Raw genomic sequence first — 19,285 nt, forward strand, 5'->3', positions numbered from 1 at the left:
AATAGATTAATTTATGAATTTTGTTCTTCAGGTTTTTTCAGTAGTTAAAGCGAGAGAAGAGAGTCAGGGGGGAAGAGAAAGGGGGAGGGAAGTAACAGGGCTGCTGTTATCAGCCCTGTTACAGAGGGGATTTCTTAAAGGAAAAAATCAGTAGTTTCACGGCCCATCACGACACCGCCAAAGTTGCGTGCATACTTGGCAGGCTGGTTGGCAACGTGTGTACGACCGGTCTGAATATCACGGAAAGCCTGGTTAACTTTGTGACCATTATGAATAGCAGCTGAGCCACAGTGCAGGTAAAGCTCTGTAATTGCATCGGCACAACGAGAAGCGACAACCGCAGAGTCATAACGCATTTTAACGCGTTCTTCGATGGCCAGAGGTTCACCTTCTTCAGCGCGCTCACTCAAAATATCAAAGTTTTTGAAGAGAATGGTTTTCAAATCGCTGACGACCATCATCGCATTAGCCGCTGCAGTTTGTGCGCCAGGGTCTTCAACAACCGCTTTCCCGTCATGAAGGGCAATGCGCTTGCGGTTAAAGTCAACGAAATCATCCACGGCACCTTTCAGTGCGCCAATAGCTGCTGAAGAAACGGCGCGAACAAAGATCTGTCCGAAGGGCAGCTTGAACAGTGGTGCAGTGTTTACTGCATTGCCTGGGCTGTTCTGCATAAAACCATCCAGAGAGCGGTGCGTGCGGTACTCTGGCACAAATTTGTCTTTTACCACGACATCATGAGAGCCGGTAGCCTGCAGCCCCATGGTGTCCCAGTTGTCCACGATCTCGTAATCTTCCCGAGGTACCAGGAATGTCCGGTAGTCAGGTGCCTCGCCTTCGTTTTTTGGCGGAACAATGGCTCCCAGAAATGCCCATTCGCAGTGCTTGGAGCCGGAGGAGAAGCCCCATTTACCGCTGAGCTTGTAACCACCTTCTACATGTTCCACTTTACCAACCGGCATATAAGAAGAGGAGATGAGAACGCTGGTGTCTTCACCCCAGACATCCTGGGCAGCGCGATCATCAAACAGGGCCAGCTGCCAGTTGTGGATAGCAACGACACCGAGAACCCAAGCTGAAGACATACAGCCTTCGGCCAGGGTCATCTGAACTTCGAAAAAGTCATGAGGCTTCAGCTCGTAGCCACCCCATTTTGCAGGCTGGAGAATTCGGAAGAAACCCGCTTCCTGAAAATCTGCAATGGTTTCGTCGTGCAGTTTGCCCTGGTTATTGGCTTCAGCTGTGCGCTCTTTCAGTACTGGCACCAATTCCCGGGCTCGTTCGTAGAGTTTCTGCCGAATCTGATCTTGATCACTCATTATTATTATCTCCAGTTGTCACCGGTTTGGATGAGGCCTTACCTGGATTTGATCAGTATCTTCTACTGTTGGCTGGCGCCAATTGGGTTTATTCCTGGCAAGACCACTGTACTCCAGTTCCCCGAAAGCACGCTCCGGTAGGGCGCTCTTAACTGTGGATTGAAACAGTCTGGCAGGCAACCGACATACTCTAAATGGACCATCTTGCATACGGTTGGAGAAACTTATATGGATGTTTATTGTCTTTTGATTGTATGACGTATATCTGGCAGATTGCCGGAAAGAGCCGATTTTGCATCAGGTCAGATGGCGGGGGCTCCATAAGTCAATAGTTTTAAGTGTCATATAGCTCTTAGAGCTTCAAATACCTTAATTTGGGTTGTTGATGTGCAAGGGCCTCAAATCGATATTCAATATTGCCAGTCCTCATCTAGTGGAACGAGTGATCGATCTGATGATGTTGGACGAAGTTTTAGTGGTCGAGGGGTTAAAACTCAAAAGGAAGTTCTTTTATTTGCAAAACAATCAAAGATGGGCGGTCAGGTGATGTTTGATTGTGCATTATACAATGACTGTAAAGGTAAGCAATTTGGGCTAATGGTCAAGCATCTAAACAAAACTCATTTCATGGTCAGGCCATTTCAGTGTGCTGATTGTAATGTTGGTTTTCATAACTCCGCACTGCTTGCTGGCCATCGTCACACTACAAAGCATCTCTCTAATACAAAGTATCAACATGAGAATGTTTTTGATTCAGTCTATTATTCTCGAAATGAACCTTATTCTGTGGAAGCTTGTGCAATAGAAAAGCAAGTTTCTAAAGACGATATGATAGCCCCTTTGAAGAGGGGTTCAAAGCTACTTATCAACGTAAACTTGAAGCTCATATTGATGAGCTGGAAGAGGAGGAATATGACATTGTATTTAACTGGCTGCGTCCTGCAGGGCTATTTGAAATTGGCAGTGATAAGCACATCGAACTCATAGAGAGGCTTCATAAGATAAGAGTGCTAAATTTGCGATAAGAAAATTGAACTAAGATCATTGCAATATTCATTGTTTCCCTATGTTGAGCGACTTCCCGTGACGCCGGGTTCATAGCCCTGCAGTATTTATTCTCTTACTTGCTTATGTGTAAATAGTGCTTGCCTGATTAACTCTGTTTTCTGGCAGAAGCACCATTTTAGCTGTTAGTCCCCTTGGACGATGATGCTCTCTGGTCACAACGACACAATTCAGGCAGCGCTGTTGTAAGTGCATCGGAGGCTATTCTCAGACAGCCTCGAAAAACGTATTCTCAGCGAATTGATCCAGGAGCGGATAATGACTAATTCCAAACAGCGCCATGAACCGTTGAAAGAGCAGATGCTTCAATCCATGCGCCGCCTGGCCAGCTCTGTGACTGTTGTTTCCTCCACAAATGGGGAGCAGCGTCATGCGATGGCGGCGACTGCTGTGACTTCTTTGTCCGTTGAGCCACCTTCATTGCTGGTTTGTGTTAATCAGTCTACGGCCATGCATGCGCTTCTGGAAGAAGGTGTGGATTTTTGTGTCAATATTCTCAGCCGTGAGCAGGAAGAAGTTTCGGCCATGTGTGGCGGCAAGGCGCATGGTGAAGACCGTTTTCTGACAGGTAACTGGGAGAGCAGTGAAGAAGGTCTGCCCTATCTCTCAGATGCGCAGTCAGTGCTGATTTGTGAGCAGGATGGTAAATACAGCTACGGCACACACACCATCTATATAGGTCGCATCAAACAGATTCAGAACAGTGAGGATGTCAGCCCACTGATTTATGTTGATGGCCGTTATACAACCTCCGCCGAGGCGGTAACAGCCTGATTTAGTCACCCCTTTTTATATAAAAAATAATAAAAAGAAGAGAGACCTTATGAGTCGTCCATCCGAAGAACGAAATGCTTTAAAGGTAGAGAGTGCGGACCAGATCCAGTGGCACGATGAGCGTGATGTTGTCGTGGTTGGTTTTGGTGGTTCGGGTGTGGCGGCGGCGCTTGAGGCTCGTTATCACCGTGTTTCTGTATTGGCGCTGGATCGCTTTTTTGGTGGTGGTGCTACGGCACGCAGCGGTGGCGTCGTATACTCCGGTGGGGGGACCGAGTTTCAAAAAGCAGAAGGTTTCGATGATACCCCGGAGGAGATGTTTAATTACCTTCGTCAGGAAACAGGCGATGCGGTAAAAGAGGAAACACTTAAGCGTTTCTGTGATCAGAGTGCGACGAATCTGCGTTGGCTGCAGAGTCATAATGTTGAGTTCTCTGGTCAAATTCCACCGGTGAAAACGTCCTATCCAAGTGATAAGTACTATCTCTATTACTCCGGTAATGAGGCTGTCGGAAGTTATGCAAAGCATGCGAAGCCTGCTCCCCGGGGGCATCGGGCGAAAGGTCCGGGTCTTTCCGGTGCGTCTCTGTTTGCACCGTTAAAAGCTTCCGCCCTTGCCAGGGGGGTTGAATTACAGGTTCAAAGTGATGTTCGTCGTCTGGTGTGTGATGAATCCGGATCGGTACTCGGTGTAGAAGTTCGTCGTTTGATGCCCGGTACTAAAGCGGCGCGCAATCATAAACGGTGGTCTAATCTGGCGACGGCTATTCATAATTATTCTCCCAAGCTTGCTTTCAAGGTCCGTGGCAAGGTTCGGGCTCTCGAAGAAAGTGCCGGAGTTGTTCAATACATTCGCGCCAGAAAAGGGGTGGTTCTGACTGCGGGTGGTTTCATCTTTAACCGTGAAATGGTCAAACAGTACGGCCCAAAATATCAGGAAGGTTTATCACTGGGAACCACAGGGTGCGACGGCAGTGGTATTCAGATGGGCATGGGCGCGGATGCAGCGATTGATCGAATGGATAAGCTGAGTGCCTGGCGATTTATTAACCCTCCGCTGGCCTGGGCACAGGGGATTGTGGTTAATGATCACGGCGAGCGTTACTGCAATGAAGAGGTTTATGGAGCCAAGCTGGGTTATGAGATGGTTGAGCATCACAATGGCCGTGCAACACTGATTCTTAATAAAGACCTCTTCAAACAGGCATTTAATCAGGTGTTGCCAGGTAAGATCTGGTTTTTCCAGACTGCTCCAGCCTTGATGAGCATGTATCTGAACTGCAAGAAGGCCAGCTCTATTGCTGAACTGGCGAAAAAGATTAAGGTTCCTGAAGGCGCACTGGCGGCCACAATCCAGAGTTATACCGATGCAGCAAAGGGCCTTGCAGAAGATGAATTAGGTAAGTCCAGCGGATTTCTGGCGCCTCTGGATCAGGGCCCCTGGTATGCAATGGATATCTCCTTCAATAGTTCTGTTTTCCCCTGCCCAATGATTACTCTGGGCGGTCTGAAGGTGAATGAGGAAACTGGCCAGGTTCTGGATCAAAAAGGGGATGGAATATCCGGCTTGTACTCTGCAGGTAGAAATGCGATTGGTGTGGCTTCAAACCTATACGTAAGTGGTCTTTCAATTGCTGATTGCATTTTTTCTGGTCGTCGTGCTGGTAGCAGCGTGGCCCGGGTTGGTGAGAAATTAGTGAATACAGCGGAGCAGTCCGCAAGTAAGGAGGCTGTAAATGAAGCGGGTTGATGGAAAGGTTTGTATTATCACCGGTGCCGCCAGTGGTATGGGTAAAGAAGATGCACTTTTGTTTGCAGCCGAAGGTGCAAAGGTGGTGCTGACAGATCTGAATGAAGACGCCGGTAAAGCCCTTGCTGCAGAAATTGGTGAAAATGCGCTGTTTATTCGTCAGGATATCAGCAGTGAGGCAGACTGGCAGAACGTAATAAAAGAAACATTGAATGTTTTTGGTCGGTTGGATGTATTGGTCAATAATGCGGGTATTTTGATTCCTGGTTCTATTGAAGATACCTCTCTGGATCTTTGGCAAAAGATTAACCGGGTGAATGGGGATGGTTATTTCCTTGGCTGTAAGTATGCAGTTAAGGCGATGAAAGAGACCGGTGGTGGCTCAATCATCAATATGTCATCGGTTGCAGCACTGGCAGGTATGCCACATTTCTGTGCGTACTCTGCCTCCAAGGGGGCGGTCACCGCGTTGACCCGTGCCGTTGCGGTTCACTGTCGAGAGCGTGGTTATCGGATACGTTGTAACAGTGTTCATCCTGATGGTGTTGATACCCCCATGACTCAGCCTTTTACCGGTGGGCCGCAGTCAGAAGAAATAAAAAATGATCCGAAAAGTCGGATGTGTGATCCGAAAGAGATCGCCAGTCTGGTGTTGTTTCTGGCATCTGACGAATCTAGGTTCGTCAATGGCAGTGAGTTTAAAATTGATAACGCCCAGACGGTATCAGGGGTTTAGGAACGGATTAGGAGTTGAGAGATGAGTAGTTCAGAAGCTATAGCGGTTCAAGAGGTTGCACAAGAAAGTGCACCAAAACAGCGCTACCATCGTCTGGAAGTAGCTGCTGTCATCGAAGAAACCCACGATAGCAAGTCCGTGGTGTTCAGTATTCCTGAAGAGGTCCGGGAGCAATTCGAATATCTGCCTGGTCAGTTTCTGACGTTGAAAGTCCCTTATGAAGGCAAGCAGCTCACTCGTTGTTACTCATTGGCCAGCTCGCCACATGTGGATCCTGAGCATAAGGTGACGATCAAGCGGGTGGACGGTGGTCGAATATCTAACTGGATTAACGACGGAGTTAAAGCCGGTGATCTGATTGAAGTGATGCCGCCAGCAGGTTTGTTTCATCTAACCAGCAAAACCCCTCCTGGCGATATTGTTCTCTTTGGTGGTGGCTCTGGTATCACACCGGTGTTCTCAATCCTGAAGTCAGCACTGAAAACAACCGATCGCAAAGTAAAGCTGATTTATGCTAACAGGGATGACCAGTCGGTCATCTTCAAGGATGAAATGAAAGCGATTGCTGCAGAGAATATTGATCGTCTGGAGGTGGTTCATATTCTGGACTCTGTTCACGGCTTTCTGACTCAGCCCATGGTAAAACAGTTGGTTGAAGGGCATGAGAATGGTGAGTATTTTATCTGCGGCCCAGGGCCTTTCATGGATACGGTTGAGTCATCACTGATCGGTTTGGGTGAGCCCCGTGAGCGGATTCACACTGAGCGTTTTGTCTCTCCACCGGATCCTGATCAGGCCGAAGCTGCAGCTAAAGAAGCAAAAGCTGCAGCAGAAGGCTCAATTACTACCCAGTTCGTAGCTGAGCTGGATGGTGAGGTGCATGAAGTCGCCTATGAGAAAGGGGATACCCTGCTTCAGGCTATGCAGAAAGTGGATCTTGATGCCCCGGCATCCTGTGAAGAAGGCATGTGTGGTGCCTGTATGTGCATGGTAGAGAGTGGTGAGACTCAGCTGGGTCTTAACGAGGTACTTTCAGAAGCTGAGCTAGAAGAAGGGTGGACGTTAGCCTGTCAGAGTCGTCCATTGAGCAATGACGTTAAGGTTAAGTTCCCTGATTAAACCTTTAAGTACCCAAGCCTATGAAATCATATTTTCTGACTCACTGGACAGCCGCTCTGCCACGTTGCAACTTTGGTCACATAGCCCTGCTATGCTTCCGCCGTTGTGCCTTGCATAGCAACTGTTCAATAAGCCAGAAATATTCGACTTCATATGGCCGGATACTTAACCACAAAGCACACAGAGCTCACAAAGATTATATTTCTTGATTCTTTGTGTTCTTCGTGACCTTTGTGGTTCCAAGTGGTTCAAAAAATAAATAAGAAGCGACCGGTTATGATTGATCTGCAAGCAGTAAATACAATTCCTGATCTGATGGATGCCGCAGCTAATACCTATGGTAGCCGGTCTGCGATTGAAGATGAAAACGTGACTCTGAGTTTTATAGAGCTGAATGAGTTGCGCCTTAAAGCCGCCGCTTCATTGCTTTCTATGGGGGTAAAGCCAGGGGATCGTATAGCAGTCTGGGCTCCCAATATTTATGAATGGATTGTGGCGGCCACTGCATTGCAGACCGTCGGGGCAGCACTCGTTCCATTGAACACCCGAATGAAAGGTTCTGAAGCAGGTTATGTCCTTCGTGCCAGTGGTGCGAAACTGTTGTTCTGTATTCATCAGTTTCTAAACTGCCAGTACCCGGACATGCTGGAAGGTGAGGCGCTTCCTGAACTGGAGACGATTGTCACATTCCGTGGGCAAGGTGCCGAAAACTGTATTTCCTGGAATGAGTTTCTGCAAAAGTCAGAAAATACTTCTTCTGAACAAGTTCAGTTACGTCAGCAGCACGTAGCATCTGACTCCATGTCTGATTTGCTGTTTACCTCGGGCACTACGGGTAAGCCCAAAGGAGTGATGACCAGTCATGGTCAGAACCTTCAGGTGGTTGAGGACTGGAGTGGGGTTGTTGGGTTAACGGAAGCGGATCGTTATCTGATTGTTAATCCTTTCTTCCACTCTTTTGGCTACAAGGCAGGCTGGATGGCTGCCTTAATGAGAGGGTGTACAATTCTGCCACTGCAAATATTTGATGTGTCTACCATTCTGCAGATGATTTCCGACGAGAAAGTCTCTGTACTGCCGGGGCCTCCGACACTCTATCAATCCATTCTGGCTCATCCGGAACTGGATACATTTGATATTTCATCATTACGGGTTGCGGTCACGGGGGCGGCTGCGATTCCTGTTTCCATGATTCACCAAATGCGGGATGAGCTCGGTTTTGACACCATTATCACCGCTTATGGCCTTACAGAGGTTTGTGGCTTTGCGACTATCTGTCGTTCCGGAGATGACCCGGAATTGATTGCCAATACTTCCGGTCGTGCCATGCCCGGTATAGAAGTTTGCTGTGTTGATGGTGAGGGAAATAAGGTGGCTGCAGGAGTACCGGGGGAGGTTGTGATTCGAGGCTATAACCTGATGCAAGGGTACTTTGAAAACCCAGAGGCTACTGCAGAAACCATCGATTCTGATGGCTGGTTGCATACAGGTGACATCGGGGTAATGGACGAGCAGGGTTACCTGAAAATTACCGATCGGATGAAGGATATGTTCATTACCGGAGGTTTCAATGTCTACCCGGCAGAGATAGAAAACCTGATGAGCAGTCATAAGGCCATTGCGCAGGTCGCTGTGGTAGGGATACCCGATGAAAGAATGGGTGAAGTGGCGATGGCTTATATTATTCCAGTATCCGGTGAGAGTCTTAGTAAAGACGATGTGGTAGCCTGGTGCCGACAGGAAATGGCAAACTATAAGGTGCCAAGGCATGTAGCTATTGTGGATAGCCTGCCAACCAATGCGTCAGGCAAAGTGCTGAAATTTGAATTAAGAGAGAGTGCAAAGAAACTGGTGTAGTTAATAAAAAGCCTTGTTGATACAAGGCTTTTTATTAACCTGTGACAAGTTGGTCCGGATGTTAATTTGAGGGTTTAAAGGATCCCATCATAATGTTGAAGGTATCCGTTACCGGGTAGAGTGGATAGAAGGTGCGCTGGTTGGCAAAATTTCGGCTCAGATCATATTTAAAGTCGCTGAGAATAAAGTCTGGAATCTCTGGAATCCATTTGTGCACCACTTTCCTGAATGTGAATACCTCGCTTCTGGTTTGGTAGCCGGAGTATGAGTCTGGGAAAGTCGTTAATACGGTTACAATCTCTCCATCATCATCTGCCCGCATACGAAATTTAGGGGTTAAGTTAATTTCGTAGGCCCGGGAAATGCCAACATTAAATTTTGATTTGGAAATGATTCGAATAAAAAAATCTTGTGGAGTAAGCTCATTGGCCTTTGCTCTTCCCTCAGGAAAAACAAACTCAAATAAATGACTTGAGTGATAGCGTTGAACCTGATGCTTTAATAGCTTTAATGAGTCTTCTGCAAAGAAGTTGGCGAAGTCATCAAAGTCAAAAGTATTCAAGGTTCGTATCATCTCAATGATGGTGGCTTTCAGTTCTTCTTTGTCACTCTCGGATAACGACGCATCCATGGCAGGCATGGGGGATGTTATTTCTGTAGGGTCTGGCTTTTTCGAATGTGAGTTATTTTCTGACTCACCAAGACATGATTGGACAGTGACGAAAACGGCAATCATCCCGATAAGGAGTGATTTAATGACACTGGACATTTGAACCTCCTGATAAAATATTAAGTGAAATTTCAATCGCTGCAGCAAAATTTTTAATTATGAGAGCTGAATAAAGAATTAACTCTGACTGTAAAAACTAATGACTCTAAAAAAACAATTCTTCAAGTGGTTTTTAAGACTCATCAAGCCAGCATGGACATAAGATAGTCAGTAATTCTTGGTTCTGCTGAGTTGATGCAGGCGCCGATATCGTCCATTCGAACGATTACGCTGTTGATGATTCAGGCGAGAGTATGCAGCGATAAGAATCATAAGAGGCGCTTGCAATGGAGTTCGCTTTTACCGATGAGCAGGAGATGATTCGGGAGTCCGCCGACAGCTTCCTGCAGGATGTCTCAACATCGGAGGCAGTTCGTGCAGCCATGGCTACTGATCAGGGTTTTGATCCTGAACTCTGGGACCGGCTGTGTCAGGAAATGTACTGGCAGGCACTGCATATTCCTGAAGAGTATGGTGGCCTTGGTCTGGGGTATGTTGAACTGGCGATACTGTTTGAAGAGATGGGGAGAAGGTTGTTTTGTTCACCCTTCTTTTCAACCGTTGCAATGGGTGTTAATGCGCTTCTGGTTGCTGGCAATGAAGAACAGAAACAGCAGTGGTTGCCTCAGATTGCTGAAGGCAGCCTGACCGCAACACTGGGTCTGGCGTCCAGTCAGCAGAATCGAGAAAATCGCAGTTGGGATGCCAGCAGTGTTCAAGCCACCGCCAGGAAAGAGGGGGATGGCTATGTGCTTTCAGGCTCCTGGCATTACGTGCCGGATGGGCATACAGCAGGATTATTGATTCTTGCTGCCAGGGAAGAGGGCAGCAAAGAGGAAGATGGTATACGTCTTTTTGCCGTGTCTCCTGACAGCGAAGGTGTACAGCGTTACTGGACACCAACCATGGATCAAACCCGCAAACAGGCAAAGGTCGAGATTGAAAATCTGTTCGTTTCAGCAGATTGCCGTCTGGGTGGTGAAGGGACGTCAGACTGGCCTGCCCTGCAACAGGTTCTTCAACTGGCGTCGATAGCCATTGCTGCTGAACAGGTGGGTGGTGCACGTCAGGTGATGGATTTAACCATCGACTACACCCGCGAGCGGGTTCAGTTTGGTCGTACCATTGCCAGCTTTCAGGCCATCAAACACCGGGCTGCGGATATGATGCTGCAGGTTGAGTGTGCCAAATCTGCCGTTTATTACGCAGCCTGTGTTGCTGATGAGGTGTTGAGAAACGAGTCTGATTCCGCAGTAAAAGAAGAACTTCCCGAAGCAGCAGCGCTTGCCAAAGCGTATTGCTCTGACGCTTTTTTCCACTGTGCTGCAGAATCCATCCAGCTTCATGGTGGTGTTGGCTTTACCTGGGAATATGACCCACACCTCTATTTCAAACGTGCCAAGTCCACCGAAACCTTTCTGGGGGATGCTGGTTTGCATCGGGAGCGTATTGCCAGTCTGCTATTGGATGATAGTAAAGATAACGTTACTTCAGGGCAGGTGGAGAGGTAAGCATTATGAAAATCAGTTTCAGTCCTGAAGATGAGCAGTTCCGTAAAGAAGTAGCCACCTGGCTAAAGGAAAACCTGACCGGCGAGTTTGAGCAGCTTCGCTTCCGCGGTGGGCCGGGTGATGAACATATGTTCCCGGAAGAGCGGAAAAAATGGGAAGAGCACATGGCCAAAGCGGGTTGGCTCTGTGTGGGTTGGCCTGAAGAGCATGGCGGTCGCGGGCTCTCTATTAATCAGCAGGTTATTTTTAACGAAGAGTATGCCCGTGCCGGTGGTCCTGGCCATATGGGGCATATTGGTGAAGGTCTGGCTGGCCCTACCATCATTGCTTTCGGTACTGAAGAGCAGAAGCAACGTTTTCTCCCAGGTATTGCCAATGGCACAGAGTATTGGTGTCAGGGGTACTCAGAGCCCAGTGCAGGTTCAGATCTGGCTAATGTCAAAACTAAAGCAGCATTGAATGAGTCTACCGGGCAGTGGGAGATCAGTGGTCAGAAGGTCTGGACCTCTCTTGCCCATGAATCTGACTGGTGCTTTGTGATTGCCCGTACCGAACCCGGTAGCAAAGGCCATAAAGGGCTTTCGTTTCTGCTGGTGCCAATGGATCAGCCAGGAATCGAAGTACGCCCTATTGAACAGCTGACGGGTACCTCAGAGTTTAACGAAGTCTTCTTTGACAATGCTGTAACCGATGCCAGCAATATTGTCGGCAAGCCCGGTGATGGCTGGAAAATAGCCATGGCTTTGCTGGGCTTTGAGCGTGGAGTCTCCACGCTGGGACAGCAGATGCAGTTCCTCAATGAGATGGATGAAATTATCCGGATCGCAAAAAAGAATGGTGCAGCAGAAGATCCTGCTATACGACAGCGCATTGCTGATGCCTGGGTTGGTCTGCGGATCATGCGTTATAACGCACTTCGCATGTTGTCCGGTTCTCAGGATGGTTCTCTGCAGAAAGAAGCGATGATCTACAAACTGCACTGGGCTACCTGGCATGCCAACCTGGGTAAGCTGGCGATGGATGTGCTTGGGCCTGAGTCTGAACTGCTGGACGAAGGGCCTTATGAGCTGACCCGCCTGCAATCCATGTATCTCTTTACCCGTTCTGACACTATTTATGGTGGCAGTAATGAAATTCAGCGGAACATTATCGCTGAGCGGGCATTGGAAATGCCCAAAGAGCCCAGACAGGCCAAGTAGTTTTTGAGCCACAAAGAGCACGAAGAGCACAAAGGAAGAAAAAGAAAAGCTTCCCTTTGTGATCTCCGTGATTAGGCTCTGGTTTGAGCCCGAAGGGTGGCTCGTATAACCGCCTTCCAGCTTCGTTGGACTGGTTTGATGTAGAACCTACTACACCTGCACCAGTCCGCCTCGTGGAAGATGGCTATACAAGCCACTGAGGCTGCAACCTTAGGTCAACAGAGCCTAACATTATTTGATAATAAGAATTAACGGGAGAAAGGCGATGTTGAACCCGGAATATGTACAGGGTCATAACCTGTTGGATGGTAAGTCAGTTCTGATTACCGCAGCTGCCGGAGCGGGTATTGGCTTTTCTGCTGCTGTGCGGGCGGCGGAAGAGGGCTGTCGTGCACTGATGATCAGCGATATTCATGAAGGCCGGTTGATTGAGGCCGCAGAAAAGATAAAAGCCGAAACCGGTCTGGAAGCGATTTATACCCAAGTTTGTAATGTCACCGATGAAGAGCAGGTCCAGACTCTGGTGGCTGCTGCTGAGGAAAAGCTCGGTGGTGTGGATGTATTGATCAATAATGCTGGTCTGGGTGGTTCCAAGCTGCTGGTAGAGATGGAAGACGCTGAGTGGAACCGTGTTCTTGATGTGACGTTGACCGGTACCATGCGTATGACTCGTGCTATTTTACCAGCGATGATGGCTCGTAAATCCGGTGTTATTGTTAATAATGCTTCGGTACTGGGCTGGCGTGCCCAGAAAGAGCAGGCACATTATGCGGCTGCCAAGGCCGGGGTTATGGCACTGACCCGCTGTTCCGCTCTGGAGGCTGCAGAGTATGGCATTCGTATCAATGCGGTCAGCCCAAGCATCGCTCTTCATGATTTCCTTCGTAAGTCAGCACCTCAGGATCTGTTACAACAGCTGGCTTCAAGAGAAGCATTTGGTCGTGCTGCTGAAGTCTGGGAGATCGCCAACATCATGATGTTCCTGGCCAGTGACTACAGCTCTTACATGGCCGGTGAAGTGATTTCTGCCAGCAGCCAGAGGGCCTGATGATGACCACAGTCTTTAAAACACCTCATGAACTCCAGGATAAGGTTGGCGTGGTTCTGGGAGAAAGTCAGTGGCTGACTATTGACCAGGAGCGAATTAACCTGTTTGCAGAAGCAACCGGTGATCACCAGTGGATTCATGTTGACCCCGAACGTGCCAAGGACGGCCCTTTTGGTGCCTGCATAGCCCATGGTTACCTGACGCTCTCACTGGTCAGTTTGTTCCTGCCAGAGATTATGGATGTTCAGGGAATCAGTATGGGCGTTAATTACGGCACGGATAAAGTGCGCTTTCCTAATTCTGTGAAAGTGGGTGCGCGCATTCGTGGTGTGGGTGAGCTGATTAACGTTGAAGAAGTAAAAGGTGGTGTTCAGTCAACAGTTCGAGTGACTGTAGAAATTGAAGGTGAAGATCGTCCTGCCTGCGTGGTGGATACGATTTCCCGTTACTACCCAGAATAATCAGTTAACCCGGTAGGAAAGCCGGGTTGAAGCTTTCCAGAATGCTCGAGCAAGGAATAAAAACAATGAAAGACGCTGTTATTGTTTCAACCGCCCGTACGGCCATTGGTAAAGCGTTTCGCGGCGCATTTAATGATACTGAAGCACCGGCGATGGGTGGTCATGTAGTACGTGAGGCGGTTAAGCGCGCTGGCATCGAAGCGGGTGAAGTGGATGATGTGCTGATTGGTGCGGCTGCTCAGCAGGGCACTCAGTCATACAATCTTGGTCGCCTCTGTGCCATTGCTGGTGGGCTGCCAGAGAGCGTGCCCGGTATGGCCATGGAGCGTCAATGTTCATCAGGTTTGATGACGATTGCTACTGCTGCCAAAAGCATCATGTGTGATGAGATTGATATTGCAGTGGCAGGTGGTCTTGAGTCAATCTCACTGGTTCAGAACAAACACAAGAATACCTATCGAAACCTGTCTAAGGCCGCCATTGCCATGGATCCTGCTGCCTATATTCCCATGATTGAAACGGCAGAGATTGTTTCTGAGCGTTATGGCATCAGTCGTGAAGCGCAGGACGCCTACAGCCTGCAAAGTCAGCTGAGAACGGCTGAAGCCCAGAAAGCCGGCCTCTTTGCGGATGAAATTGTCCCCATGACCACGACCAAGAGCATCTTCAATAAGGAAACTAAAGAGGTGACTTATGAAGAGGTGACACTGGCTCAGGATGAGTGCAATCGAGCCAGTACAACGCTGGAGAGTCTGGCAGGCCTGCAACCCGTGTGGAAGGATGGTCACTGGGTACCTGAAGGTCGCTTCATTACAGCGGGTAACGCTTCACAGCTGTCTGATGGTGCATCTGCCTCTGTTTTGATGAGCAGCAAACTGGCAGAGCAAAGAGGTCTGGAACCACTGGGTATTTATCGTGGTCTTGCCGTTGCTGGTTGTGCATCCGATGAAATGGGGATTGGTCCTGTGTTTGCCATTCCCAAACTTTTGAAGCGCCATGGTCTGAAAATGGACGACATTGGTCTTTGGGAGCTGAATGAAGCTTTTGCCTGTCAGGTCATTTACTGTCGTGACCAGCTGGGTATTCCCAATGAAAACCTGAACGTTAATGGTGGTGCGATTGCCGTTGGCCATCCATTTGGGATGTCAGGTGCCCGTATGGTGGGGCATTCTCTTATTGAAGGTAAGCGTCGTGGAGCCAAATATGTGGTGGTCACCATGTGTATTGGTGGTGGTATGGGCGCTGCAGGCCTGTTCGAAGTAGCCTGATTTTTATTGAACCACGAAGATCACAAAGCCTACAAAGAAGGGCTTTTCTTTTGATTCTTTGTGCTCTTCGTGATCTTCGTGGTTAAAAAACAGAGGATGATAATAACAATGATCTCTACATCCACTATCCGTGAAAAGATGGAACTCTATGTCCAGCTGGTTAATAAGCGGGATATTAAAGCTATTCTCGAACTTTATGCCGCTGATGCCACTGTGGAAGATCCTGTGGGTGTTGAACCTTTACAGGGTATTGAAGCAATTTCCCGGTTTTACCGTGAAGGGTTAGGGCAAAGTGAAGCCTCAGCTGAGCAAACGGGTGACGTCAGAACAACGATCAGTGGTGAGGGGGCTATTCCTTTTCAAGTCAAAGTGACCTTTGAAGGACGACCCTGTGTTATTACGGTTATCGATGTCATGCAGTTCAACGACGATGGCAAAATTACTTCCATGAAGGCCTATTGGAGCCAGGATAACCTGGAGGTGCTGGCATGACGCTGGAAGAGCGCATAGAAAAGCTGGAAGCGCTGGAAGATATCCGTCAGCTGAAACACCGTTACCTGAACGCCTGTGACCTGAAAGAAGTGGAAGCTATCAGAGACTGCTTTGCCGAGGGTGACATTGTCATCGATTATGGCCCTATTGGCCTTTTTAAAGATCGTGACAGTTTTGTTGGGCTGTTCCAGGAGATGGCCTGTCATGATCATGTCATTGACCTTCACCATGGCGCTAATCCTGAAATTGAAGTGGATGGTAACCAGGCTTCAGCAAGATGGGCGCTCTATTACTTCAATATCAATGGGGATACGGGGGCAACCCGTCAGCTCGGCGGTTTTTATCAGGATGAGTATCGTCGTATTGCTGGTTCATGGAGGATCATTAAAACAACTTTCAAGGCTCACTCTATAAGCGAATGAGCCTTGGGCCGCCAGTTTTTAACAGGATCTGGCGTCTACCCCAGCCACACTAGAATCTCACTCACCAGCAGGCCGACAAAAGAACCCACCATGGAACCGATCAGAGCCATGATGATGGCGATCGGCATCAGGTTTTTATCATAGGCTGCGGCAACCACCGCCGCAGAAGGCGCACTGCCAATATTGGCAATGGAGGCAATTCCGCAGATATGCAGGTTCAGCTTCAACAGACGACCCAATAAAAGTAGTAGAGCGCCATGGATGGTAAGGATCATAACCCCGGAGAGAATATATAGCGGCGCTTTGGTAATTGCGCTCAGGTTAACTTCTGCACCGATCAGGGCAACGATAATGTAAAGCATGATGGTTGATACTTCGTCACCACCACCCATCTTACCAAGCTTGGTGGGTGCCAGGATCATACCACTCAGGGATGAAATAATGATGGCCCAGACCATGGCACTGAATAGTCCGGTGGCAGCAATCAGGCCACCAAAATAGTGGGAGAGTGCCGCAATGATCAGTGAAAGGCCAAGCATCAGCATTAATGCCTGAAAGTCAGGCTTTTCGGTGCTTCCTACATTTTGCAGTTGCTCCAGCACTTTATCCAGGCCGCTGTTATCCGCTCTTAGAAAATGACTGAACTTAGCCTTAAAGGGCTTCATGGCGATAATAATAATCAGCCATACTGAGTAGCAGAGAGCGCCCATCAACAGGGTGTAAGCCATGGCTGAATCACTGACGTTCAGGGCCTCTTTTACAGCAACAAAATTCTGAGTGCCTCCAGTCCAGCCAGCGCTCATAACACCAAAGGTATAGGGGGTTTCATCACCGAGTAAAGGCCCCATGATCTGCTGAACAATAATAAAACCCAGCATTATGGTAATGGTGGAGCCCAGAAACATGGTAATCAACCGGATACCCAGTTTTCGGATGATGGAGAGGTCGAATTTCAGGGACATAAGAAACAGCATGGCAGGAATCAGGTTGTCCCTGACTGAGGCTCTGGCTGTTTTTACTTCAGACGACATTTCCCACAGGCCGAAAGTATAAAGTGCCATCGAACCAAACATCACCAGGACAATACTGGGGAACCATTTGAAGAGGCGACTGGGGTACTGTTGCTCTATCCATACCAGAATGCCGCATAGCCCTGCCATAACGGCAATAAACGGGAAACCCGTGGTGATCATGCTGTTACCCACCAATATCAAATTATCATTATTTGGAAAAATTATTTTTTTAAGGTTATGGGCTGAGTGGATATGCTGCTTTGATACGAATCAACAAGACAGATGTTGGAACTGGTTATGCTGGCGCATCGATTTAGGAGGGAAGATGATGCAGGCAACGATACAGTGGTTGGGTAATAAACGATTTGTAGGGCATACCGAATATGTTGAAGGCGAACATTCATTGATCATGGATGCGCCAACGCAGTTTGGTGGTAAAAACAGCGCTCCTTCTCCTATGGAAGTTGTGCTGGCTGCCGCCGGTACTTGTGCCTCTATGGATGTGACATCCATTCTTACGCAGGCTCGCCAGGATATTCGTGACTGTAAGGTCTTACTGACTTCAGAGCGTTCGAAAACACCTCCAACGGTGTTTACGGCTATTCACATGCATTTTGATATTTACGGAAAGGATCTATCTGAAAAGCAGGTGGATCGCGCATTAGCGTTGACTTTTGAGAAGTACTGCTCGGTATCAATCATGCTGGCAGAGTCAGGGGTGACGATAAGCTGGGACTATACCCTGCATCAGGCTTGATTAGAGTGAGTAAAAAATGTACTTAATAAAGGATCAATCAACGTCTGCTATTGAGTACATATTTTATTAGCCTGGCTTGCTACTTAGTGGCTAACCATATGAAATCCTGTATTTCTGATTCAATATGGCTAGCACTGATCAAGCAGAAAAGTGGCAGATACCTTTATCAGGCTTTTGAAATGGTTTTATTGCTGGGAACACCCGTCTCATAATAGCTTTTCATATTCCGGGCAATTTTGTTCACTGCACCGTCAAGCGCTTTTTTAACAAACAGTTTATCCAGCAACTTACCCAGGAAACCAAAGCGGACTGTGTAGCTCATGGTGGTGGTCAGTTGAGTTTTTTCACCTTTTGGCTGGATTTTGTAGATAAAACAGGCTTCCCGGAAAGGGGCTGGCGCAGGACCATCACCTTCGTGAAGACGAATCACAAAGCCCTGTTTTTCCCGCCAGTGGGTGACCGTTTCATCGAGAAATTTTCCGTTTTTCTGAAAGACTCTTCGGCTGGCGCCTTTACCTTCCTCTGGTCCGGGGTGGAGCTCACAGCCAGTCAAGTTGGGAACGTAATTTACGGCTTGAGTAAAATCACGAAGAATTTCCCAGGATTTCTCCAGGGGTAAGTCAATATCGATGGTGCTGGTTGATTCTGAAGTCATTGTTATTATCCTCCACCGTCAATGGTTTATGATGATGTGTTTTCTGCCGCATTCAGGAATGCCGGTTTTTCTCCACCACCATGAACAGTGATATCAGCACCACTAACGTAGGATGAAAGTGGTGATGCCAAGTACAAACAAGTGTCGCCTATATCGGAGGGAGTTGCCAGTCGCTGTAGTGGAACTGTTCGGGCGACACTGGCAATACCGTCTTCATCACCGTAATGCAGGTGAGCCTGTTCTGTGAGAATCAAACCAGCAGTAACCGCATTCACTCGAACCTTCGGTGCCCACTCGACAGCCAGCGATTGTGTCAGGTTTAAAAGACCTGATTTTGCGGCACCGTAGGCTGCGGTTCCTGGAGAAGGGCGTTTGGCGCTGACGCTGCAGATATTGATAATCATCCCGCCTTCAGCCTGTTCCTGCATGACGGCATTGGCTTTCTGGCACAGGTTCAGCGGTGCGATCAGGTTCAGGCGAATGATGGACTCAGAAAAACGGGGTGATACGGTGGCTGCATCGGCATTGGGAGCGCCACCGGCATTGTTGACCAGAACATCCAGGCGTCCAAACGTTTTGATGGTGCTGCCAATCAGTTGATCGATCTGCTCCAGATCCCGGACATCACAGGGAAAGAAGGTCGCCGTATTTTGACTTCCCTGTGGATTAACTGCAGAAGGCAGGTTATCCGGTTCCTGACGTCCACAGATTACGACATGGGCACCCTGCTGTAAGAAACGTTCACTGATGCCTTTGCCGGCACCTTTGCCACCACCAGTGACCAAAACGACTTTACCGGTAAAATCCAGAGGGTTACTCATTACTACCATCCCTTTTTATTAGCTATGCGCATTTGTTCTTTTATTTTTTCATTAAGTCTACGATGTTACCCACTGAGTCTGGGGCTGTATTAGTCTTGTTGGACGATGTTGCTCTTGCCTGCCATTGAAAAAATGCCTAACAGTAAAGAACCTTGAGCGAAGATAAACACCACTTCTATACAGTGATCAAACTCACTGGGTAGATGCTTTTTCACAATGGGTGTTTGGTGGATACCAAATGATCAAAAC

At 48.2% G+C, this 19,285-nt stretch carries 19 protein-coding genes; 14 read left to right on the top strand and 5 right to left on the bottom strand.

Going from position 1 to position 19,285, the window contains the following annotated elements:
* Positions 1–134 precede the first annotated feature (134 nt).
* A complete protein-coding gene (locus GV64_RS09420) occupies positions 135–1,319 on the bottom strand; it encodes an acyl-CoA dehydrogenase family protein (RefSeq protein WP_020585091.1) in 1,185 nt (394 codons plus the stop codon).
* Between the two features lie 387 nt (positions 1,320–1,706).
* On the opposite strand from GV64_RS09420, the gene GV64_RS09425 reads away from it, so the two are divergent.
* From GV64_RS09425 to GV64_RS09450, 6 genes are all read left to right on the top strand, one after another.
* The gene (locus GV64_RS09425; protein ID WP_152553989.1) at positions 1,707–2,306 is read left to right on the top strand and encodes a hypothetical protein; all 600 of its coding nucleotides are present in this window, start codon (positions 1,707–1,709) and stop codon (positions 2,304–2,306) included.
* A 336-nt stretch (positions 2,307–2,642) separates the two neighbouring features.
* Positions 2,643–3,158 (top strand): flavin reductase family protein, encoded by a 516-nt coding sequence (locus tag GV64_RS09430; RefSeq protein WP_020585089.1) that lies wholly within the window; start codon positions 2,643–2,645, stop codon positions 3,156–3,158.
* Between the two features lie 49 nt (positions 3,159–3,207).
* Positions 3,208–4,908, top strand: a complete 1,701-nt coding sequence (locus GV64_RS09435; RefSeq protein ID WP_020585088.1) for an FAD-binding protein — start codon at positions 3,208–3,210, stop codon at positions 4,906–4,908.
* On the top strand, positions 4,895–5,644 hold the full coding sequence (locus GV64_RS09440; protein WP_020585087.1) for a glucose 1-dehydrogenase: 750 nt from the start codon (positions 4,895–4,897) through the stop codon (positions 5,642–5,644). Before GV64_RS09435 ends, GV64_RS09440 begins: the two co-directional genes overlap by 14 nt.
* 21 nt (positions 5,645–5,665) lie before the next feature.
* Positions 5,666–6,763 carry a ferredoxin--NADP reductase gene (locus GV64_RS09445; protein ID WP_020585086.1) on the top strand — a complete coding sequence of 366 codons (1,098 nt, stop codon included), beginning with the start codon at positions 5,666–5,668 and terminating at the stop codon, positions 6,761–6,763.
* 276 nt (positions 6,764–7,039) lie between these two features.
* The gene (locus tag GV64_RS09450) at positions 7,040–8,620 is read left to right on the top strand and encodes a FadD3 family acyl-CoA ligase (RefSeq protein WP_020585085.1); all 1,581 of its coding nucleotides are present in this window, start codon (positions 7,040–7,042) and stop codon (positions 8,618–8,620) included.
* A 61-nt stretch (positions 8,621–8,681) separates the two neighbouring features.
* Here GV64_RS09450 and GV64_RS09455 read toward each other — a convergent pair whose 3' ends face one another.
* The gene (locus GV64_RS09455) at positions 8,682–9,389 is read right to left on the bottom strand and encodes a hypothetical protein (protein WP_020585084.1); all 708 of its coding nucleotides are present in this window, start codon (positions 9,387–9,389) and stop codon (positions 8,682–8,684) included.
* 287 nt (positions 9,390–9,676) lie between these two features.
* On the opposite strand from GV64_RS09455, the gene GV64_RS09460 reads away from it, so the two are divergent.
* The 7 genes from GV64_RS09460 to GV64_RS09490 all read left to right on the top strand — a co-directional run bounded on the left by GV64_RS09460 (position 9,677) and on the right by GV64_RS09490 (position 15,790).
* Complete coding sequence (locus tag GV64_RS09460) at positions 9,677–10,900, top strand: acyl-CoA dehydrogenase family protein (RefSeq protein ID WP_020585083.1); 1,224 nt, start codon at positions 9,677–9,679, stop codon at positions 10,898–10,900.
* A gap of 5 nt (positions 10,901–10,905) precedes the next feature.
* A complete protein-coding gene (locus GV64_RS09465; protein ID WP_020585082.1) occupies positions 10,906–12,099 on the top strand; it encodes an acyl-CoA dehydrogenase family protein in 1,194 nt (397 codons plus the stop codon).
* 265 nt (positions 12,100–12,364) lie between these two features.
* The gene (locus GV64_RS09470) at positions 12,365–13,147 is read left to right on the top strand and encodes an SDR family oxidoreductase (protein WP_020585081.1); all 783 of its coding nucleotides are present in this window, start codon (positions 12,365–12,367) and stop codon (positions 13,145–13,147) included.
* On the top strand, positions 13,147–13,608 hold the full coding sequence (locus tag GV64_RS09475) for a MaoC family dehydratase (protein WP_020585080.1): 462 nt from the start codon (positions 13,147–13,149) through the stop codon (positions 13,606–13,608). Before GV64_RS09470 ends, GV64_RS09475 begins: the two co-directional genes overlap by 1 nt.
* 65 nt (positions 13,609–13,673) lie before the next feature.
* Positions 13,674–14,876: an acetyl-CoA C-acyltransferase gene (locus GV64_RS09480; RefSeq protein WP_020585079.1), complete on the top strand. Its 1,203-nt coding sequence runs from the start codon at positions 13,674–13,676 to the stop codon at positions 14,874–14,876.
* Positions 14,877–14,984: 108 nt separating this feature from the next.
* A complete protein-coding gene (locus GV64_RS09485) occupies positions 14,985–15,368 on the top strand; it encodes a nuclear transport factor 2 family protein (protein ID WP_020585078.1) in 384 nt (127 codons plus the stop codon).
* Positions 15,365–15,790: a nuclear transport factor 2 family protein gene (locus tag GV64_RS09490; RefSeq protein WP_020585077.1), complete on the top strand. Its 426-nt coding sequence runs from the start codon at positions 15,365–15,367 to the stop codon at positions 15,788–15,790. Before GV64_RS09485 ends, GV64_RS09490 begins: the two co-directional genes overlap by 4 nt.
* A 35-nt stretch (positions 15,791–15,825) precedes the next feature.
* On the opposite strand, the gene GV64_RS09495 is transcribed toward GV64_RS09490, so the two are convergent.
* Positions 15,826–16,983 carry a DUF819 family protein gene (locus GV64_RS09495; protein WP_020585076.1) on the bottom strand — a complete coding sequence of 386 codons (1,158 nt, stop codon included), beginning with the start codon at positions 16,981–16,983 and terminating at the stop codon, positions 15,826–15,828.
* Between the two features lie 145 nt (positions 16,984–17,128).
* Here GV64_RS09495 and GV64_RS09500 point away from each other — a divergent pair, with 145 nt between their 5' ends.
* Positions 17,129–17,560: an OsmC family protein gene (locus GV64_RS09500; RefSeq protein ID WP_236632930.1), complete on the top strand. Its 432-nt coding sequence runs from the start codon at positions 17,129–17,131 to the stop codon at positions 17,558–17,560.
* A 166-nt stretch (positions 17,561–17,726) separates the two neighbouring features.
* Here the strand turns inward: GV64_RS09500 and GV64_RS09505 are convergent, their stop codons facing one another.
* Positions 17,727–18,215: an SRPBCC family protein gene (locus GV64_RS09505; protein ID WP_020585074.1), complete on the bottom strand. Its 489-nt coding sequence runs from the start codon at positions 18,213–18,215 to the stop codon at positions 17,727–17,729.
* Positions 18,216–18,241: 26 nt separating this feature from the next.
* Positions 18,242–19,036 (bottom strand): SDR family oxidoreductase, encoded by a 795-nt coding sequence (locus GV64_RS09510; protein ID WP_020585073.1) that lies wholly within the window; start codon positions 19,034–19,036, stop codon positions 18,242–18,244.
* Positions 19,037–19,285: the final 249 nt, after the last annotated feature.

Origin of the sequence: Endozoicomonas elysicola, from assembly GCF_000710775.1 — a bacterium.
In the GTDB taxonomy this organism is placed as follows: Bacteria; Pseudomonadota; Gammaproteobacteria; order Pseudomonadales; family Endozoicomonadaceae; genus Endozoicomonas; species Endozoicomonas elysicola.